This window comes from Pseudomonas sp. SM4 (genome assembly GCF_051913165.1).
Taxonomy (GTDB): Bacteria; Pseudomonadota; Gammaproteobacteria; order Pseudomonadales; family Pseudomonadaceae; genus Aquipseudomonas.
Genome location: NZ_JBODOE010000002.1, coordinates 184,754 through 200,509, shown reverse-complemented (window position 1 = coordinate 200,509; position 15,756 = coordinate 184,754). Strand labels below are relative to the sequence as shown.

General features: G+C 60.8%; 12 protein-coding genes and 2 pseudogenes. 1 reads left to right on the top strand and 13 read right to left on the bottom strand.

Going from position 1 to position 15,756, the window contains the following annotated elements; all coding sequences use genetic code 11:
* Window positions 1–49 precede the first annotated feature (49 nt).
* The 10 genes and pseudogenes from ACQ4MY_RS03885 to arnB all read right to left on the bottom strand — a co-directional run bounded on the left by ACQ4MY_RS03885 (window position 50) and on the right by arnB (window position 10,603).
* Complete coding sequence (locus ACQ4MY_RS03885; RefSeq protein ID WP_440093840.1) at window positions 50–1,228, bottom strand: MFS transporter; 1,179 nt, start codon at window positions 1,226–1,228, stop codon at window positions 50–52.
* Window positions 1,229–1,475: 247 nt separating this feature from the next.
* Window positions 1,476–1,652, bottom strand: a pseudogene (locus tag ACQ4MY_RS03880) (GNAT family N-acetyltransferase); the annotation flags it as partial.
* Between the two features lie 115 nt (window positions 1,653–1,767).
* A pseudogene (locus ACQ4MY_RS03875) lies at window positions 1,768–3,182 on the bottom strand (UDP-glucose dehydrogenase family protein).
* Entirely contained in the window at window positions 3,179–3,583 is a 405-nt protein-coding gene (gene arnF, locus ACQ4MY_RS03870) for a 4-amino-4-deoxy-L-arabinose-phosphoundecaprenol flippase subunit ArnF (RefSeq protein ID WP_440093838.1), read from the bottom strand. The pseudogene ACQ4MY_RS03875 and the gene arnF overlap by 4 nt, the downstream one beginning before the upstream one ends.
* Window positions 3,580–3,924 carry a 4-amino-4-deoxy-L-arabinose-phosphoundecaprenol flippase subunit ArnE gene (gene arnE, locus ACQ4MY_RS03865; protein ID WP_440093836.1) on the bottom strand — a complete coding sequence of 115 codons (345 nt, stop codon included), beginning with the start codon at window positions 3,922–3,924 and terminating at the stop codon, window positions 3,580–3,582. Before arnE ends, arnF begins: the two co-directional genes overlap by 4 nt.
* Window positions 3,921–5,573, bottom strand: coding sequence for a lipid IV(A) 4-amino-4-deoxy-L-arabinosyltransferase (gene arnT, locus ACQ4MY_RS03860; protein WP_440093835.1), 1,653 nt, complete (start codon window positions 5,571–5,573; stop codon window positions 3,921–3,923). Before arnT ends, arnE begins: the two co-directional genes overlap by 4 nt.
* Window positions 5,570–6,454 carry a 4-deoxy-4-formamido-L-arabinose-phosphoundecaprenol deformylase gene (gene arnD, locus ACQ4MY_RS03855; RefSeq protein WP_440093834.1) on the bottom strand — a complete coding sequence of 295 codons (885 nt, stop codon included), beginning with the start codon at window positions 6,452–6,454 and terminating at the stop codon, window positions 5,570–5,572. Before arnD ends, arnT begins: the two co-directional genes overlap by 4 nt.
* Window positions 6,454–8,445, bottom strand: a complete 1,992-nt coding sequence (gene arnA / locus ACQ4MY_RS03850; protein WP_440093833.1) for a bifunctional UDP-4-amino-4-deoxy-L-arabinose formyltransferase/UDP-glucuronic acid oxidase ArnA — start codon at window positions 8,443–8,445, stop codon at window positions 6,454–6,456. Before arnA ends, arnD begins: the two co-directional genes overlap by 1 nt.
* Window positions 8,442–9,458 carry an undecaprenyl-phosphate 4-deoxy-4-formamido-L-arabinose transferase gene (gene arnC, locus ACQ4MY_RS03845; protein WP_440093832.1) on the bottom strand — a complete coding sequence of 339 codons (1,017 nt, stop codon included), beginning with the start codon at window positions 9,456–9,458 and terminating at the stop codon, window positions 8,442–8,444. The genes arnA and arnC overlap by 4 nt, the downstream gene beginning before the upstream one ends.
* Window positions 9,455–10,603: a UDP-4-amino-4-deoxy-L-arabinose aminotransferase gene (gene arnB / locus ACQ4MY_RS03840; protein WP_008086024.1), complete on the bottom strand. Its 1,149-nt coding sequence runs from the start codon at window positions 10,601–10,603 to the stop codon at window positions 9,455–9,457. The genes arnC and arnB overlap by 4 nt, the downstream gene beginning before the upstream one ends.
* 446 nt (window positions 10,604–11,049) lie before the next feature.
* On the opposite strand from arnB, the gene ACQ4MY_RS03835 reads away from it, so the two are divergent.
* Window positions 11,050–11,895, top strand: coding sequence for a site-specific integrase (locus tag ACQ4MY_RS03835; RefSeq protein WP_238552732.1), 846 nt, complete (start codon window positions 11,050–11,052; stop codon window positions 11,893–11,895).
* On the opposite strand, the gene ACQ4MY_RS03830 is transcribed toward ACQ4MY_RS03835, so the two are convergent.
* The 3 genes from ACQ4MY_RS03830 to ACQ4MY_RS03820 are packed head-to-tail and all read right to left on the bottom strand — an operon-like array spanning window position 11,896 to window position 15,563.
* Window positions 11,896–12,954, bottom strand: coding sequence for an ABC transporter ATP-binding protein (locus tag ACQ4MY_RS03830; protein WP_440093830.1), 1,059 nt, complete (start codon window positions 12,952–12,954; stop codon window positions 11,896–11,898).
* Window positions 12,951–14,546, bottom strand: a complete 1,596-nt coding sequence (locus tag ACQ4MY_RS03825; protein ID WP_440094258.1) for an ABC transporter permease — start codon at window positions 14,544–14,546, stop codon at window positions 12,951–12,953. Before ACQ4MY_RS03825 ends, ACQ4MY_RS03830 begins: the two co-directional genes overlap by 4 nt.
* Window positions 14,547–14,549: 3 nt before the next feature.
* Window positions 14,550–15,563 carry an iron ABC transporter substrate-binding protein gene (locus tag ACQ4MY_RS03820; RefSeq protein WP_440093828.1) on the bottom strand — a complete coding sequence of 338 codons (1,014 nt, stop codon included), beginning with the start codon at window positions 15,561–15,563 and terminating at the stop codon, window positions 14,550–14,552.
* Window positions 15,564–15,756: the final 193 nt, after the last annotated feature.

The following is a 15,756-nucleotide window of genomic DNA, read 5'->3' as shown; positions in this document are numbered from 1 at the left end:
CCGGTCTGGCTCGATGCTGACAAATTCATATAAATGCAGTTTGAATGCATTATTTTTGCACTAAGGCTATGCGGCGGCCACTGACGAAACATAAATAGCCGCCGACCGCCGCCAAGGCACTCAAGGCGTAGAACATCACGGGCGCCGGCGTGTGCATCAGCAGAAACCCGCACATCACCGGGCTCGCCGCTCCGCCCAGGGCCGCCAGATTCTGTGCGCCGTAGTAGCTGCCGCGCAGTTCTTCGGGGGCTAGGGTGTCGACAAACAGAAAGTCCGCCGGGTAAATGATCATCTCGCCGAGGGTGAAGATGAACATCGCCACGCACCAGCCGACCAGGCTGTCGGCCAGACTGAAACCGATCAGCCCGACGATGAACAGCGCCGTACCGCCGGCAATCCACTGACGCAGGTGCTCGCGCTTGAGAAAACGGCCGATCTGGTACTGCAGCAAAATCACTGTGATCGCGTTGCAGGCGAGCAGGGCGGCCATGGTGTCCAGCGTCTGTTGCTGGGTGTGGGTGACCAGCAGGTATTGCGACAGGTACAGAGTGAAGCGCCCGTGCACCAATGTGCTGAGCAGGCAGCCGAGGGTGAAGAGGATCATCGTGCGGTCGTTCTTCAGGATGATCAGGGTCTTGAGAAAACTTTGCGGCGGGCCGACTGTGGTAATCGGATTCGCTTCTTTCGTGGCGCCTAGCAGCAGGAAAATGCTGCCAATGGCGATCGCGCCCGCAACGATGAAGGGCGCTGACGGCTGGATACCGGCAATCACCACGCCGATCATCGGGCCGACGGCATAGCCGATGTTGGTCAGCGTGTAGTTCAGCGAAAACGCCTTGATCCGCTGGCCAACCGGCAGGTTTTCACTGAGGATCGCCTTGGAGCCAATCAGGAACAACGCCGACGCAGTTTCGCTGATGATCAGCACCACGGTGACCAGATACAGGTTCTGCGCGAAGGTCAGCAGCATCAGGCCGATGCCGCTCGACAACATGCTCAGGATCAGCAACTGCCGCTTGTCCAGCCGATCGATGATGTAGCCGCCGTACAGCGACAACAGCGTGGCACTGAATACCGCGATGCCCAGGAGCAGGCCGACGTCTTGCGGGTTGAGGCCGAGTTTGTTGCTGAGGAACAGGGTCAGCAGCGGGCTGATCAGGGCGCGGCTGATAACGACGGTCAGCGAGCTGATCATCAGCCGGCGGATGAAGCGCGAGTAGGTGGCCACTAAGAGGTCAATGTCCTTATTTGAAAATGCCTGGCGGGCGTACGCCATGCTCACCGGACAACCATCCCCGGTCAAACACAATCCGGTAGGAGCTGCCGCAGGCTGCGATCTTTTGATTTCGGACGCGGAGCGTCCCCGGCTGCATTCCCACGCGGAGCGTGGGAACGATCAGTCAAAAGATCGCAGCCTGCGGCAGCTCCTACAGGGGAATTGTCGGCAGGAGCAAACCCGCCAGTTCGGGAGTTTCGGCGACCCACACATTTGCCTCCTCGATAGCCCGCAAATGTTGCGCAACATCCGCCACCTCGGCATCCGCCAGCCAAGCCAATTGCGGATCAAGACGGAACAGTTCCGCAGCCGAACGTTCGATGGCGGGGAGGGCCGCTGCGTCAGCGGGTCGTGCAAGGCGAATGAGCATATTCATGTAGGAGCTGCCGCAGGCTGCGATCTTTTGATTTTGGGACGCGGAGCGTCTCTGGCTGCATTCCCACGCGGAGCGTGGGAACGATCAATCAAAAGATCGCAGCCTGCGGCAGCTCCTACAAGGGGGGCAGCGTACAGAGCGACTGCCTCATCAAGCGACGTCGGACGCGTGCGGCCACTGTTGCAGCGGAATCGGCAATTTGCGCGATTCGCCACGGCCCATCGGGAAGTACTGGATGCCGTTGCGCTCCAGACGCTCGGCGTCGTAGAGGTTACGGCCGTCGAAGATCACCGGATTGTTGAGGCGCTGTTTGATCAGGTCAAAATCCGGGGCCTTGAACTGCTGCCATTCGGTGCAGATGATCAAGGCGTCAGCGCCAGGCAGTACCGATTCCGGGGTGCCCATCAGCATCAGTCTCGATTCGTCGGGGTAGAGGTTCTGGGTCTCCTGCATGGCTTCCGGGTCGAACGCGCGCACGCTGGCGCCAGCCGCCCACAATTCCTCCAGCAGCACGCGGCTCGGTGCGTCGCGCATGTCGTCGGTGTTAGGTTTGAACGCCAAGCCCCACAGGGCAAAAGTCTTGCCGCGCAGTTCGCCTTGGTAGAACGCATTGATGCGCTCAAACAACTTGTGTTTCTGCCGCTGATTGATCGCCTCGACCGCTTGCAGCAAATCGCTGGAGCAGTGCGCTTCTTCGGCACTGTGGATCAGCGCACGCATGTCTTTGGGGAAACACGAACCGCCATAACCGCAGCCTGGATAGATGAAGTGGTAACCGATGCGCGTATCGGCACCGATGCCCTGACGCACCGATTCAATGTCGGCGCCAAGGTGTTCGGCGAGTTCGGCGATCTGGTTGATGAAACTGATCTTGGTCGCCAGCATGCAGTTGGCGGCGTATTTGGTCAGCTCGGCGCTGCGCAGGTCCATGAACATGATGCGGTCATGGTTGCGGTTGAACGGCGAATACAGGTCACGCATCACGTCGCGCACCTCATCACCTTCGCAACCGATGACAATGCGGTCCGGACGGCGGCAGTCGGCAACCGCCGAGCCTTCCTTGAGAAACTCCGGGTTGGAGACGATATCGAACTGCAGCAGGCGACCGACCTTGATCAGCGCTTTTTCGATGTGCGTGCGCAAGGTGTCGCCGGTGCCCACCGGTACGGTGGATTTTTCCACCAGAATCAGCGGCTGTTCACGATGGCGAGCAATCGCGTCGCCCACTGAAAGCACGTAACGCAGATCCGCTGAACCGTCCTCACGCGACGGCGTCCCCACCGCAATAAACGCCACTCGACCGTGTTGCACAGCGAGTTTTTCATCGGTGGTGAACAGCAGGCGTTTCGAATCGAGGCCTTCGCGTACCAGGCTGGCCAGCCCCGGTTCGAAGATGCTGACGTGACCCTGACGCAACAGGTCGACCTTCTTCTGGTCGACGTCCATGCACACGACATCATGGCCGACCTCGGCCAACACGGCCGCTTGCACCAGACCGACGTAACCGCTGCCAAATACTGTGATTTTCATGGAGCACTCCTGAATGCGGGCGCACGAGCCGGACGAGTGTTGATGGTGATGACCCCGAGCATGACCAGCGCCACGCCCAGTGATTTAGTGAAACTGAAGGATTCGTTGAACAGCGGCAGACTGGCCGTCAGCAGATACACCAGCGCGTAGCTGATGCTCAGCAGCGAGTAGGCGCGGCCCAGCGGCAGGTCACGCAGGGCGACCAGCCAGCAGAGCATCGACAGGGCGTAGGCAACAATCGCCACGATGACCACGGCCAGTGCGCGCAGGTCGAGGCTGTCCAGCGCTAGCCAGTGTTCCGGCACGGGCAGGCGGGTCATGCTCCAGCGCATCGCGAGTTGCGCGGCACTGACCAGCAAAACGCTGCCGAGGGCGAAAGTGATTCCGCGACGCGCGTTCATAATTGCTGCCCCAACAACACCACGCCGCCGATCACCAACGCCACGCCCAACCAATGCTGGCGGTCGATGGGTTCGCGGAAGACGAAGCGGGCGATCAGGGTGATCAGCACGAAGTTGAGGCTGAGCATCGGGTAAGCGATGCCGACTTCCAGGCGCTGCAACACCAGCAGCCACACCAGCAGGCCTGAGCCGAGGGCGAGCAGGGCCAGCCACAACCACGGCGAGCGCAGTTTGTCGGCCCATGTCGACTCAACACCGCGCCAGCTCTCCACGGCGTACTTTTGCGCAACCTGTCCCAGACAGGTCAGCAGGCAAGCGGCCAACAGCAGCAACAGGCTCATGACGCCTCCTTGGGCAGAATCATGATGACCAGGTTGCCCTGCTCATAACGGACGCCGTCCTTTGGCAATCTGTCGATTTCGTCCAGTTCGTCCTGCCCCTTGACGCGCATCACCACGCCGACCGAACCGCTGCGGCGCGCCTCGCGCATCCACTGTTGCACTTGATCGGGATCGACCCGTTGTTGAATGCCGTCAGGATAGGCAAGGCCATATTTCAATTCGCCTATCGTGTTGTACAACGCGACTTGCGGGGTTTTCAGACGCCAGGCCAGCGCCGACGCCGCGCCGAGGTCGTTGCTCAGCAGGTGATCGGTCTGCGCCAGTTCGGTGACGTGATGCTTGATGAATTGGTCGGGCATCTTGTTGGCCACCACCGATTTGGGCATCGCGGCCGGCAATACCGCGATCAGCAACAGACTGCCCAGCGCCGGCGCCGCCCAGCACTGCAACGGCAGGAACGCTTGCAGCAGGTTGGCGATGATCCAGCCGATCAGGGCAATGAACACCAGCACCATGCTGTGCAATTCGTGGTCGTACACCGGTTTGGTCAGTTGCAGGTACACCAGCGCAATCAGCGTGACGACGCCCAACAGCAGATTCAGCAGACCATTGATGCTCAGCGCCCGACCTTGCTCCAGACGCAAACGGTCGGCCAGCGCATGACCGAGCAGCAACGCCATCGGCAGCAGGCACGGCAGGATGTAGGTCGGCAATTTGCCGTTGCTCAGGCTGAAAAACAGCAGCGGCATCAGCAGCCACAGCAGTAGAAACACCACCCGGGGCTGGGCGCGCGTTTGCCAGGCTTGCTTGAGCGTGGTCGGGATCAAACCCGCCCACGGCAGACTGAACGCTACCAGCAGCGGCAGGTAAAACCACCATGGCGCGTCGTGTTGGGCATCGTCACCGGCAAAGCGGCGAATGTGTTCGTGCCAGAAGAAGAACCGCCAGTAGTCGGGCTCTTGTGCATGCACCGACAGCACCCACGGCAAGCTGACGACGATCGCGATGGCAATCGCCACCGGGCCGTACATCAGCAGTTCACGCCAGCGTTTTTGCCAAAGCATCCACGGCAGAGCGATCAACACCGGCAACAGCCACGCGAGGAAACCCTTGGTCATGAAGCCCATGCCACACGCCAGCCCCAGCACTGCCCAGGCAAGCATGCGCTTGCCGCTGGTTTGACTGTCGACGGCAAACCACAACGCTACCAGGCTCAGGTTGACCCAAAAGGTGAATTGCGGATCGAGGTTGGCGTACCCGGCCTGACCGGCAACGATGGTGAAACTCATGTAGAGCAGGGCGCAGGCAAAGCTTTTGCGCGGATCGTTCCACAAGCGTCGGGCGACGAGATAACACAGCAACACACTCAACCCGGTGCTCAGCGCCGAAGCGAAGCGCACGCCAAACAGGTTCTGCCCGAACAGCTCTTGCCCGAGCGCGATCATCCAATAGCCGGCAATCGGCTTCTCGAAGTAGCGCAGGCTCATGAAGTGTGGCGACACCCAGTTACCACTCAGCAACATGTCCTGACTGATTTGCGCGTAGCGCGTCTCATCAGGAATCCACAAACCATGCGTGCCCAATGGCAGCAGGTAAGCCAGTAGACAGATGCCCAACAGCAGCAGCGGCAATGCCCAGCGTTTAGTCATGCGCCTTGCACTCCCAGCCAGCCTTCACGGCCGTCGAGGGCGCCGCGTTGTACGCGACCCACGGGCAAGCTGTTGAAGAACTCGGGCAGCAAGTCGCCCAGCGGTGTGAAGTCGATACCTCGCTGGCGCGCAGCGGCCAGCAGTTGACGAAAATCCTCAGCCAGCAGAATCCCTTCGACTTCGGCATGAATGGTGTAGATGTTGAGCTGTTGCGCACGGAAGTGATCAAGGATGAAAGCGTTGAAGTCCCGCGCCGCAACGGTGGGGCCGACCACTTCGTCGAAGGTCGGCAGATCCACCGGGATCTGCGGCGTGCCCGGTGTGCCGTCCGCCAACAACGGCCGGAACAGCCGCGTGCCACGGCAATCGCTGTTGTAGCGAAAACCGAAGGCTTGCTTGGCCTCGATCACGCGCTCGTCGGCACGCCAACCGGCGGCGGCCGAACAGTGGATTTTTTCACCGAGAATGTCGCTCAAGGTGTCGACGCCCTGACGGATCTGTTCGATCAGTTGCGCATCGCTCCAGCGCCCGGCATTCGCCTGCCAGCCGTGGTGATCCCACGCATGCAGGCCGACTTCATGACCGGCGTCGCGGGCCTGACGCATCAGGTGCCCGAGTTCGCGGCCAATCGGTTTGCCCGGCCACGCCGTACCGGCCAGCAAAATATCCCAGCCATACAGGCCGGCCGCGTTGGAACGGAGCATTTTCCAGAGGAACTGCGGGCGGATCAGGCGCCACAAATGCCGGCCCATGTTGTCGGGGCCGACACTGAAGAAGAACGTCGCCTTGATCTGCGCCTCGTCGAGCATTTCCAGCAAGCGCGGCACACCGTCACGGGTGCCGCGAAAGGTGTCGACGTCGATGCGTAGACCGGCCTGCATTAGCGCTTGTCCGCTTGTTCGAGCATGGCTTCACGCAAAAAGAAGTCGAGCGTGTTGCCGATGGTCTCGCGCATTTCCACGGTCGGCGTCCAGTCGAGCAGGCGCTTGGCGTTGGCGATGCTTGGCTTGCGGTGTTCGACATCCTGATAACCGGCGCCGTAGAACGCCTTGCTCTCGACGTCGCGGAAACCGGCGAACGGCGGGAAATTGTCGCGCAGCGGATGCGCTTCGAATTGACGCAGCAACTCTTCACCCAACTGGCGAATACTCGCTTCGTTGTCCGGGTTGCCGATGTTGATGATCTGGCCGTTGCAGACGTCGCCATCGTTATCGATGATCCGCGCCAGTGCTTCGACGCCGTCGGCAATATCGGTGAAGCAGCGTTTCTGCTCGCCACCGTCAAACAGACGGATTGGCGTGCCTTCGACCAGGTTGAGGATCAACTGGGTGATGGCGCGGGAGCTGCCAATACGGGCCGAATCCAGGCGATCAAGGCGCGGGCCCATCCAGTTGAAAGGGCGGAACAGGGTGAAATTCAAACCCTTGGCGCCGTAGGCCCAGATCACCCGATCCAGCAATTGCTTGGACACCGAGTAGATCCAGCGCTGCTTGTTGATCGGGCCGACCACCAGGTTCGAGGTGTCTTCGTCGAAGTGCTTGTCCTGGCACATGCCATAGACTTCCGAGGTCGACGGGAAGATCACGCGCTTGTTGTACTTGACGCAGTAGCGCACCAGTTTCAGGTTTTCCTCAAAGTCGAGTTCGAACACGCGCAGCGGGTTGCGGGTGTATTCGATCGGCGTGGCTATGGCCACCAGCGGCAGCACCACGTCGCACTTCTTGATGTGGTATTCGATCCACTCCGAGTGAATGCTGATATCGCCTTCGACGTAGTGAAAGTGCGGGTGACTGCGCAGACGCTCGATGGCGTCGGAGCCGATGTCCAGGCCATACACTTCGTAGCGGTCGTCACGCAGCAAGCGCTCGGACAAGTGATTGCCGATAAAACCGTTGACGCCGAGGATCAGCACGCGAGTGCGACGTGGCGCGCGGCCGGATTCAGCGCCGCGCAGCAGCGAACCGTCGACCAGACCGAGTTCGTTGGCTAGTTGCGGGCCGCTGAGGAACAGGCCGTTGTCGTTGCGCTGCCCGGAGAGGATCACCAGCGAGTCTTCACCGCAGGCAATGCGCAACGGGTCGACGCTGATCACGCGGCCCGGTGCCTGACCGTCGTTGCCTTTGACGACTTCAGCGCTCCAGACGATCAGTTTGTGCTCACCCACAGCGCAGAACGCGCCCGGGTACGGCTGGGTGACGGCACGCACCAGATTGAACAGTTGCTCGGCCGGTTTCGCCCAGAGCAGTTTGCCGTCGGCGGCAGTGCGACGACCAAATACTGTGGCTTTCGATTCGTCCTGCGCGGTTTCGCTGATCTTGCCTTGGAGCATTGCTGGCAGGGTATCGCGCAGCAGGTCGGAGGCGGCGATGCGCAGTTTGCCGTGCAGGCTCAGCGCGGTGTCGCTGCGTTCGATGGCCACGCGTTGCTGGGCGACGATGGCACCGGCGTCGGCACGCTTGACCATGCGGTGCAGGGTCACGCCGGTTTCGGTTTCACCGTTGACCAGCACCCAGTTCGCTGGGGCGCGGCCACGGTAGCTCGGCAGCAGCGAACCGTGCAGGTTGAACGCACCTTTTTTCGCGGTGGTCAGCAGCTGTTCGCTCAGCAGGTTGCGGTAGTAGAAGGAGAAAATGTATTCCGGGTCGAGCTTGGCGATGCGCTCGATCCACAGTGGGTGATTGACGTCTTCCGGGGCGTGCACCGGGATGCCTTTGCTGGCACACAGCTGCGCGACCGAGGCGTAAAAGGCGTTCTCCTTCGGATCATCGGCATGGGTAAATACCGCTGCAATGTCATAGCCGCTGTCGAGCAGGGCTTGAATGCCGGCGCAGCCGATATCGTGGTAAGCGAAGACAACAGTTTTTGCGCTCATGAGAGAACCTGATCATTGGAGGAGGAGAGACCGTCGACGGTGATGGCGCGCGGCGGCATGGCGGGTTGGCCGCGCAAGACTTTTTCAACGAAAAAACGCGGGCGGGCACGCACGTCGCTGTACATGCGCCCGAGGTATTCGCCGAGCAGGCCCATGCCGATGAACTGGCCACCGGTGAACACGAACAGCACCGCGAACAACACGAACATGCCGTCACCGGCCCAGCCGGCACCGAACACCAGCCGCAACACGATCAGCGCTGCTGCGAACAACACACCGAGCCCGGCCATGGTGAAACCGACAATGCTCAGCAAGCGCAAAGGCGTGGTGGTCATGCAGGTGATCAGGTCGAACATCAGGTTGATCAAACGCATCGGGCTGTATTTCGAATCGCCGTGCTCACGCTCGGCGTGGGCGACGACGATTTCCGTGGTGTGGCGGGCGAAGCTGTTGGCCAGAATCGGGATGAAGGTGCTGCGTTCACGGCAGGCGAGCATCGCGTCGATGATCGTGCGGCGGTAAGCGCGCAGCATGCAGCCGTAGTCGCTCATGGCGACGCCGGTGGAGCGCTGCACGGCGAGGTTGATCAGCTTCGACGGATAACGGCGCAGCGCCGAATCCTGACGGTTGCCGCGCACGGTGCCGACCACGTCGTAGCCCTTTTCGGCTTCGGCGACCAGGCGCGGGATTTCTTCCGGCGGGTTCTGCAGGTCGGCGTCGAGGGTGATCACCACGTCGCCTTTGCACTGCTCGAAACCGGCCATGATTGCCGCGTGCTGGCCGTAGTTGCGGTTGAGAATGACCGCCACGAACGGGCTGTCTTCACGGCTCGCGGCTTCTTCCAGCAGGTTGGCGGACTCGTCACGGCTACCGTCGTCGACGAGGACGATTTCATAGTCGTGACGCAGCATCCGGCACGCCGCTTCGGTGCGGCGCAACAGCTCCGGCAGGCTGTCCTGTTCGTTGTAGACCGGGATGACGATCGACACACAGCGGATCGGATAGGGTTTCACAGGCGTTTGTCCATAAGAGTGGCGATGGCGCCGACCACGCGATCAAGGTCTTGATCGCTCATGTCGGGGAACAACGGAATCGAGCACAGCCGCGCCGAGTTCCATTCGGTGTTGGGCAGGTACAGGTGTGGGTCACGCTGGCGATACCAGGTGTGCAGGTGGGTGGCGATGAAATGGATGCCGGTGCCGATGCCTTGGTCCTGCAAGCCTTTCATGAAAGCTTCGCGGTCCATGCCGCAGCGCTCGCTGTCGATGCGCAGGATGAACAGGTGCCAGGCGTGGGTCTGCGCGTAGTCGGGTACCGCCAGCGGCTGCACCGGCAGGCCTTCGAGTTTTTGCCGGTAGGCGGCGGCCAGTTCGGTGCGGCGCGCATTGATCGCGTCCAGACGCTGCAGTTGTACGAGGGCGATCGCGGCGTTGATGTCAGCGAGGTTGTATTTGAACCCCGGCTCCATCACTTGCGCCTGCGGCTTGCGGCCACCGGTCAGGCGGTCGTAGGCGTCAACACCCAGACCATGGAACTTGAGCATGCGCACACGAGTGGCCAGTGCTGCGTCGTCGCTGACGAACATCGCGCCTTCGGCACAGGTCATGTTCTTGATCGCGTGGAAGGAGAAAATCGCCGTACCTTGCGCACCGACGTGGCGGCCCATGTAGCGGGTGCCGGCGGCGTGTGCGGCGTCTTCGATCACGGCGATCCCGTGTTTTTCAGCCAGGGCGTACAGTGGATCGAGATCAAATGCGGCACCGGCGTAATGCACCGGGATGATCGCTTTGGTGCGCGGCGTGATCGCGGCTTCGATGCGTGCGGCGTCGGTCATCAGCGTGTCGCGGTCGACGTCGACGAACACCGGTTTGGCGCCGAGCAACGAGATCATATTGGCGGTCGAGACCCAGGTTTGCGACGGCGTAATGACTTCATCACCCGGGCCAATGCCCAGGGCGAGCAGCGTGATATGCATGCCGCCGGTTGCCGAGGAAAGTGCCACCGCATGTTGGCAACCTATATAAGCGGCAAACTGTTCTTCCAATGCCTGGTTCTGGGGGCCGGTAGTAATCCAGCCTGAGCGCAATACTTGTTCGACGGCGGCTATTTCTTCTTCACCGATACTCGGACGCGAAAACGGCAGAAACGCTTGACTCATAAGAACCTCGAGGCGACAGCCATCCTTCAGCCAATTGTCTGAAAAACACATGATTTCAATGGTTTGGGATACCGGCCGGGGAATGCCTGATTGACTTTTAAGTCCGCGGACGGCAGGTTGTAGGCCTTTCGGGGCAACCTGTTGTAACTAAGGTTATGCCCGTTTTTGTCAAAGGAACATGAAAAACCGGTCGGCGATTCGTTTATCTGTTAGCCATACAGCCACCGTTCAGACTTCCTCCGTTCATCGGCACTTTTAATAGAAAAGTCCTACGGAAAAGTCGTTCCTTATATAAGTTTCTTTGCACTTTTAAGTTGTTTTGTTGAACTGTTTTCTATTCAAGGCCGTTTCGTTTGATTGACTTGTCGAGTACTGAATCCACCCCGTCCAACACTAATCCGCTGACGCTGTATCTGGCCCGTCTGGCGCCGTCCAGCCAACTGACCATGCGTTATGTCTTGCAGGACGCCGCCGACCGCCTCGGTTTCGAAGACGTCGACATCGAGGAAATCCCCTGGCACGGGCTGCAGCCCGAAGACGTCATCGCGCTGGTCGCCGCGTTGCGCGCCGACGGTTATGCGCCAAATACTTCTTCGCTGTATGTGAATGCCGTGCGCGGCGTAATGAATGAAGCCTGGCGCATGAGCCTGATCAGTCAGGACCATCTGCTGAAAATGCGTTCGGTCAAAGGTATTGCCGGCACGCGGTTGTCCCAGGGGCGCAATTTGAAGCGCACGCTGATTCACGAACTGATGGAAGTCTGCGCCGCCGACCCACGTCCGCAGGGCCTGCGCGATGCGGCGGTGATCGCCCTGTTGTACGGCACCGGCATGCGCAAATCGGAGTCGGTGGACCTGGACTTGAATCAGGTCGACTTCCGCGAACGCAGCCTGACCGTCACCGGCAAGGGCAATAAACAACTGATCAAATATGCGCCGACGTGGGCGTTCGACAAGCTCAATAAATGGCTGGAGTTTCGCCGCGAGCAACTCAAGGAAGGCGAGAGCGACGATGCCTTTCTGTTCAACCGCATCCGTCGCGGCAGCCACATCACCCGCGAGCGCATCACCAAACACGCGATCTACTACATCGCCCGGCAGCGCGGCACCCAGGTCGGGGTGAAGATCATGCCGCACGATTTCCGCCGTTCGTTCATCACTCGGGTGATCGAAGAGCACGACCTGTCGATCGCGCAGAAACTGGCGCACCACAGCAATATCCAGACCACCGCCAACTACGATGTGCGTGATGACAACGAGCGGCGGCGGGCGGTGGATCGCTTCGACCTGTGATCAGGACGCGGTGAACACGTGAGCGGCGCCAAGCACTGACAATTGCACCGGGCTGCCGGCGGGTGGCGCGTGCATGCCGGAGCTGCGCACTAACAGTGAGCGCCCCGGATCCTGACTGGTTGACGAGCGTAGTTCGACGGTCAACGTGCAGGTGTTGCCGGCAAAATCGCGCTCGGTGACCACAGCATGGCAACCCTGATTACCGATGACTGCGCCGCCCACCTGCAGTTGCTCCGGTCGCAGCATGATCTGCGCTTCGCCAATGAAACCGTTGCTGTCGACCGGCACCGGGCCGAGGTCGCAATGGGCCAGCCCGGATTCAATGCGCGCGGGCATCACCACGGCTTCTCCGAGAAAATGCGCAGTCTGTTCATCGTGCGGGTAGCGGTAGAGGTCCATCGGATGCCCGGACTGCACCAGACGCCCGCCACGCATCACCGCCAGTTGATCGGCAAACGACAGTGCTTCGCCCTGATCGTGGGTGACCAGAATCGTCGTGACGCCCGCGTCTTCGAGCAAGCGCGCGACCATTTTGCGCATGGCGCTGCGCAGGCCGGTGTCGAGCGCGGAGAACGGTTCGTCGAGCAGCATCAATCGCGGTTGCTGGGCCAGTGCGCGAGCCAGCGAAACCCGTTGCTGCTGACCGCCGGACAATTCATGCGGCCAACGGTTGGCCATGTTGGCATCCAGCGAAACGCTGTCCATCAGTTGTGCGATACGTTCGGTTTTTGCCGATCCTGTCAGGGCCAGACCAAAACCGATGTTGGCAGCGACGGTCATGTGCGGAAACAGCGCGCCGTCCTGCGGCACATAGCCAATCTGCCGCTGATAAGCCGGTACGGCGTGGGTGCTGTCGACCAGCACCTGACCATTGAGCATCAGGCTGCCGGCGTCGGGAAATTCGAAGCCGGCGATCATCCGCAACAGCGTGGTTTTGCCGGAGCCCGACGGGCCGACAATCACCGTACGGCTACCGGTCGGGACGGACAGGCAGATGTCGTCCAGCGCTTGCTGCGCGCCAAAGGCTTTGCTCAGGGAGATCAGTTCAAGTGCGTTCATCGGCCAGCGGTGCGCCTGGATTGGTGGTAGAGGATGGCCGTCAGCGGCAGCGATAACAGCACCATCAACAGTGCGTAAGGCGCTGCGGCGGCGTAATCGATTTCACTGGTCATGGCCCAGAAACCGGTGGCCAAGGTTCGGGTGCCGTTGGGCGCGAGCAGTAAAGTCGCGGTCAATTCATTGGTGATCGCCAGAAACACCAGGGCGGCGCCGGCCGCCGCGCCGGGTGCAGCGAGGCGCAAGGTAATCAGCCACAACGCGCGCAGCGGCGAACGGCCGAGGCTTTGCGCGATGTTCTCCAGTTCTACCGGGGCCTGGGCAAAACCGGCACGCAGGCTGACCAGTGCGCGAGGCAGAAACATCAGCAGATAGGCGAGCAGCACCGTAATGGTGGTCTGGTAGATCGGCCGGGCGAAATGGATGGTCACGGTCACCAGTGCCAGCGCCACGACAATCCCCGGCAGCGAACTGGTGATGTAATTGCAGCCTTCCAGCAGGCGCTGCAATTTGCCCGGCGCGCGGATCGACAGCCAGGCAATGGGGATCGCCGCGAGGCTGGTCAGCAACGCACCGGCCACGCCGAACGACAGGGTTTGCAACAACGCGGGCAGCAACTCACCACTTTCCCAGACCTCTACACCGCCGGCGACCAACCAGCGCCCCAGCGTCAGCAACGGTACGCCAAGGGCGAGCAGGCACGTCAGTACTTGCAGACCCAGCCCAAGCGCTTTGGCGCCGCGACTCAACAACACCGTGCGTTGTTCGCGCGCGCTGCCAGAACCCACGCGGGCATAACGTGCCTTGCCTCGCGCGGCAGATTCGACGGTGAGCATCGCCAGACAGCACAGGGCCAGAACCCCCGCGAGCATGTTCGCCGCCGGGCCGTTGAAGGTTGATTTGAACTGATCGAAAATCGCCGTGGTGAAGGTATCGAAGCGAATCATTGCGTAGAGCCCGTATTCGGCCAGCAGGTGCAGACCGACCAGCAACGCACCGCCACAAATCGCCAACCGCAGTTGCGGCAATACCACCCGGAAAAATACCGCCCAAGGTTTGAGGCCCAGGGATTCGGCGACGTCTTCAATCGCCGGATCGAGTCGGCGCAACGTCGCTGCAACCGGTAGATAAAGGAACGGGAAATAGGCGATCACCGACACCAGCACGCCGGCGGGTAATCCATGAATCGATGGAATCAGGCTGACCCACGCATAGCTGTGCACGAACGCCGGCACCGCCAAAGGCGCCACGGCCAGTAATGACCACAGGCGCCGACCGCGCAGGTTGCTGCGTTCGGTCAGCCACGCCAGCGTCGTGCCGAGCACAATGCACAAGGGCAGGGTGATCAACACCAACAACACCGTGTTGATCAGCAGCTCGGCCACTCGGGGACGAAACACCAACGCTTCGATAGTCGCCCAACCGGTCGCCCACGACACACCGATGACAAACAGGATCGGCAGCAACGACAGCAGTGAAACCGTGATCGCCAGCGCAACCACCCAGGAACCCCCGCGACCATTGAGGGCGCGGGTTTTCAGTGGCAGGTGAGCGGAAGACGCCGCAACGACGTCCGCCGGTAAAGGTTCCGGGATCACTTACAGGATTCCCGCCTGAGTCATCAGCTCGACGGCTTTCTTGCTGTCGAGTTTCGACGCATCGACTTTTGGCGCATCGAGATCCTTCAACGGCGTCAGTTTCGGGTTGGACGGCGCGTCTTTGCCGACCGCGTATTCAAACGAGGTGCCGCTGTGGAGAATTTCCTGGCCTTCCTTGCCGGTGATGTATTTGACGAACTTCTGCGCGTCTTCCTGATGTTTGCTGGAGGCCAGCACGCCGGCGCCGGAGGTACTGACGAACGCGCCCGGGTCCTGATGCTTGAAGTAGTAGAGCTTGGTGTTCTTGCTGTTTTCGCCGGTCTTGGACTGATCGACGAAGCTGTAATAGTGGTAGATCACGCCGCTGTCGATCTGCCCGGCATTCACCGCTTTGAGCACGGCGCTGTTGCCGCGATACACGGTGGCGTTGGTCTTCATGCCTTTGAGCCAGTCGAGCGTGGCGGCTTCGCCTTTCTGCTCAAGCACCGCCGCGACGATGGCCTGGAAATCGGCACCGGCCGGGGAGGCGGCCCAGCGACCTTTCCACTCGGGTTTGGCCAGATCGAGCAGGGATTTCGGCAGGTCTTTTTCCGCCAGTTTGGCCGAGTTGTAGACGAATACGGTTGATCGCGCGGCGATGCCGATCCACTGGCCATGCGCCGGACGGTAAGCCGCTTCCACCTGTTCCAGTGTGGCTGGCGCAATCGGCGCAAACAGCTTGGCGTTGTCGACCAGCACCATCGCCGGGGAGTTCTCGGTGAGGAATACGTCTGCCGGGGAAGCCGTACCTTCCTGAACCAGTTGATTGCCCATTTCGGTGTCATCGCCATTGCGGACGGTCACCGGAATGCCGGTTTCTTCGGTGAAACCAGCGACCCAGGCCTTGGTCAGGCTTTCATGCTGGGCGTTGTAGACCAACAAGCCAACGCCGTCGGCAGCCCACAGTGGGGCGGAACCGAGCAGGGCGGTGGCCAGTGCGGCGCTTTTCAGGAAGGCGGGAAGGTGTGGACTCATGGGCGGGCTCCTGGCTTTTTATACGTTATGGGCAAGCCTTCGCCGGACGTGAGGCAAAGGGTTTGCATTGTTGAGTCGCGGGCAAATCAGGCTGACAGATGAGAAAAAACCGTCAAAAAGACGGTTAATACATGTCATTCCTATTCAGATTAGCAGCGACTCGCCGACGCACGAGAGCCGTGCGTCTTAAGCT

Excerpts from the sequence above, each read along its gene's own strand:
- ACQ4MY_RS03820 (WP_440093828.1), bottom strand. The coding sequence starts at position 15,563 with ATGAGTCCACACCTTCCCGCCTTCCTGAAAAGCGCCGCACTGGCCACC.
- arnD (WP_440093834.1), bottom strand. The coding sequence starts at position 6,454 with ATGCAGGCCGGTCTACGCATCGACGTCGACACCTTTCGCGGCACCCGT.
- arnA (WP_440093833.1), bottom strand. The coding sequence starts at position 8,445 with ATGAGCGCAAAAACTGTTGTCTTCGCTTACCACGATATCGGCTGCGCC.
- arnF (WP_440093838.1), bottom strand. The coding sequence starts at position 3,583 with ATGAACGCGCGTCGCGGAATCACTTTCGCCCTCGGCAGCGTTTTGCTG.
- arnE (WP_440093836.1), bottom strand. The coding sequence starts at position 3,924 with ATGAGCCTGTTGCTGCTGTTGGCCGCTTGCCTGCTGACCTGTCTGGGA.
- ACQ4MY_RS03830 (WP_440093830.1), bottom strand. The coding sequence starts at position 12,954 with ATGAACGCACTTGAACTGATCTCCCTGAGCAAAGCCTTTGGCGCGCAG.
- arnT (WP_440093835.1), bottom strand. The coding sequence starts at position 5,573 with ATGACTAAACGCTGGGCATTGCCGCTGCTGCTGTTGGGCATCTGTCTA.
- arnB (WP_008086024.1), bottom strand. The coding sequence starts at position 10,603 with ATGAGTCAAGCGTTTCTGCCGTTTTCGCGTCCGAGTATCGGTGAAGAA.
- ACQ4MY_RS03835 (WP_238552732.1), top strand. The coding sequence starts at position 11,050 with ATGCGTTATGTCTTGCAGGACGCCGCCGACCGCCTCGGTTTCGAAGAC.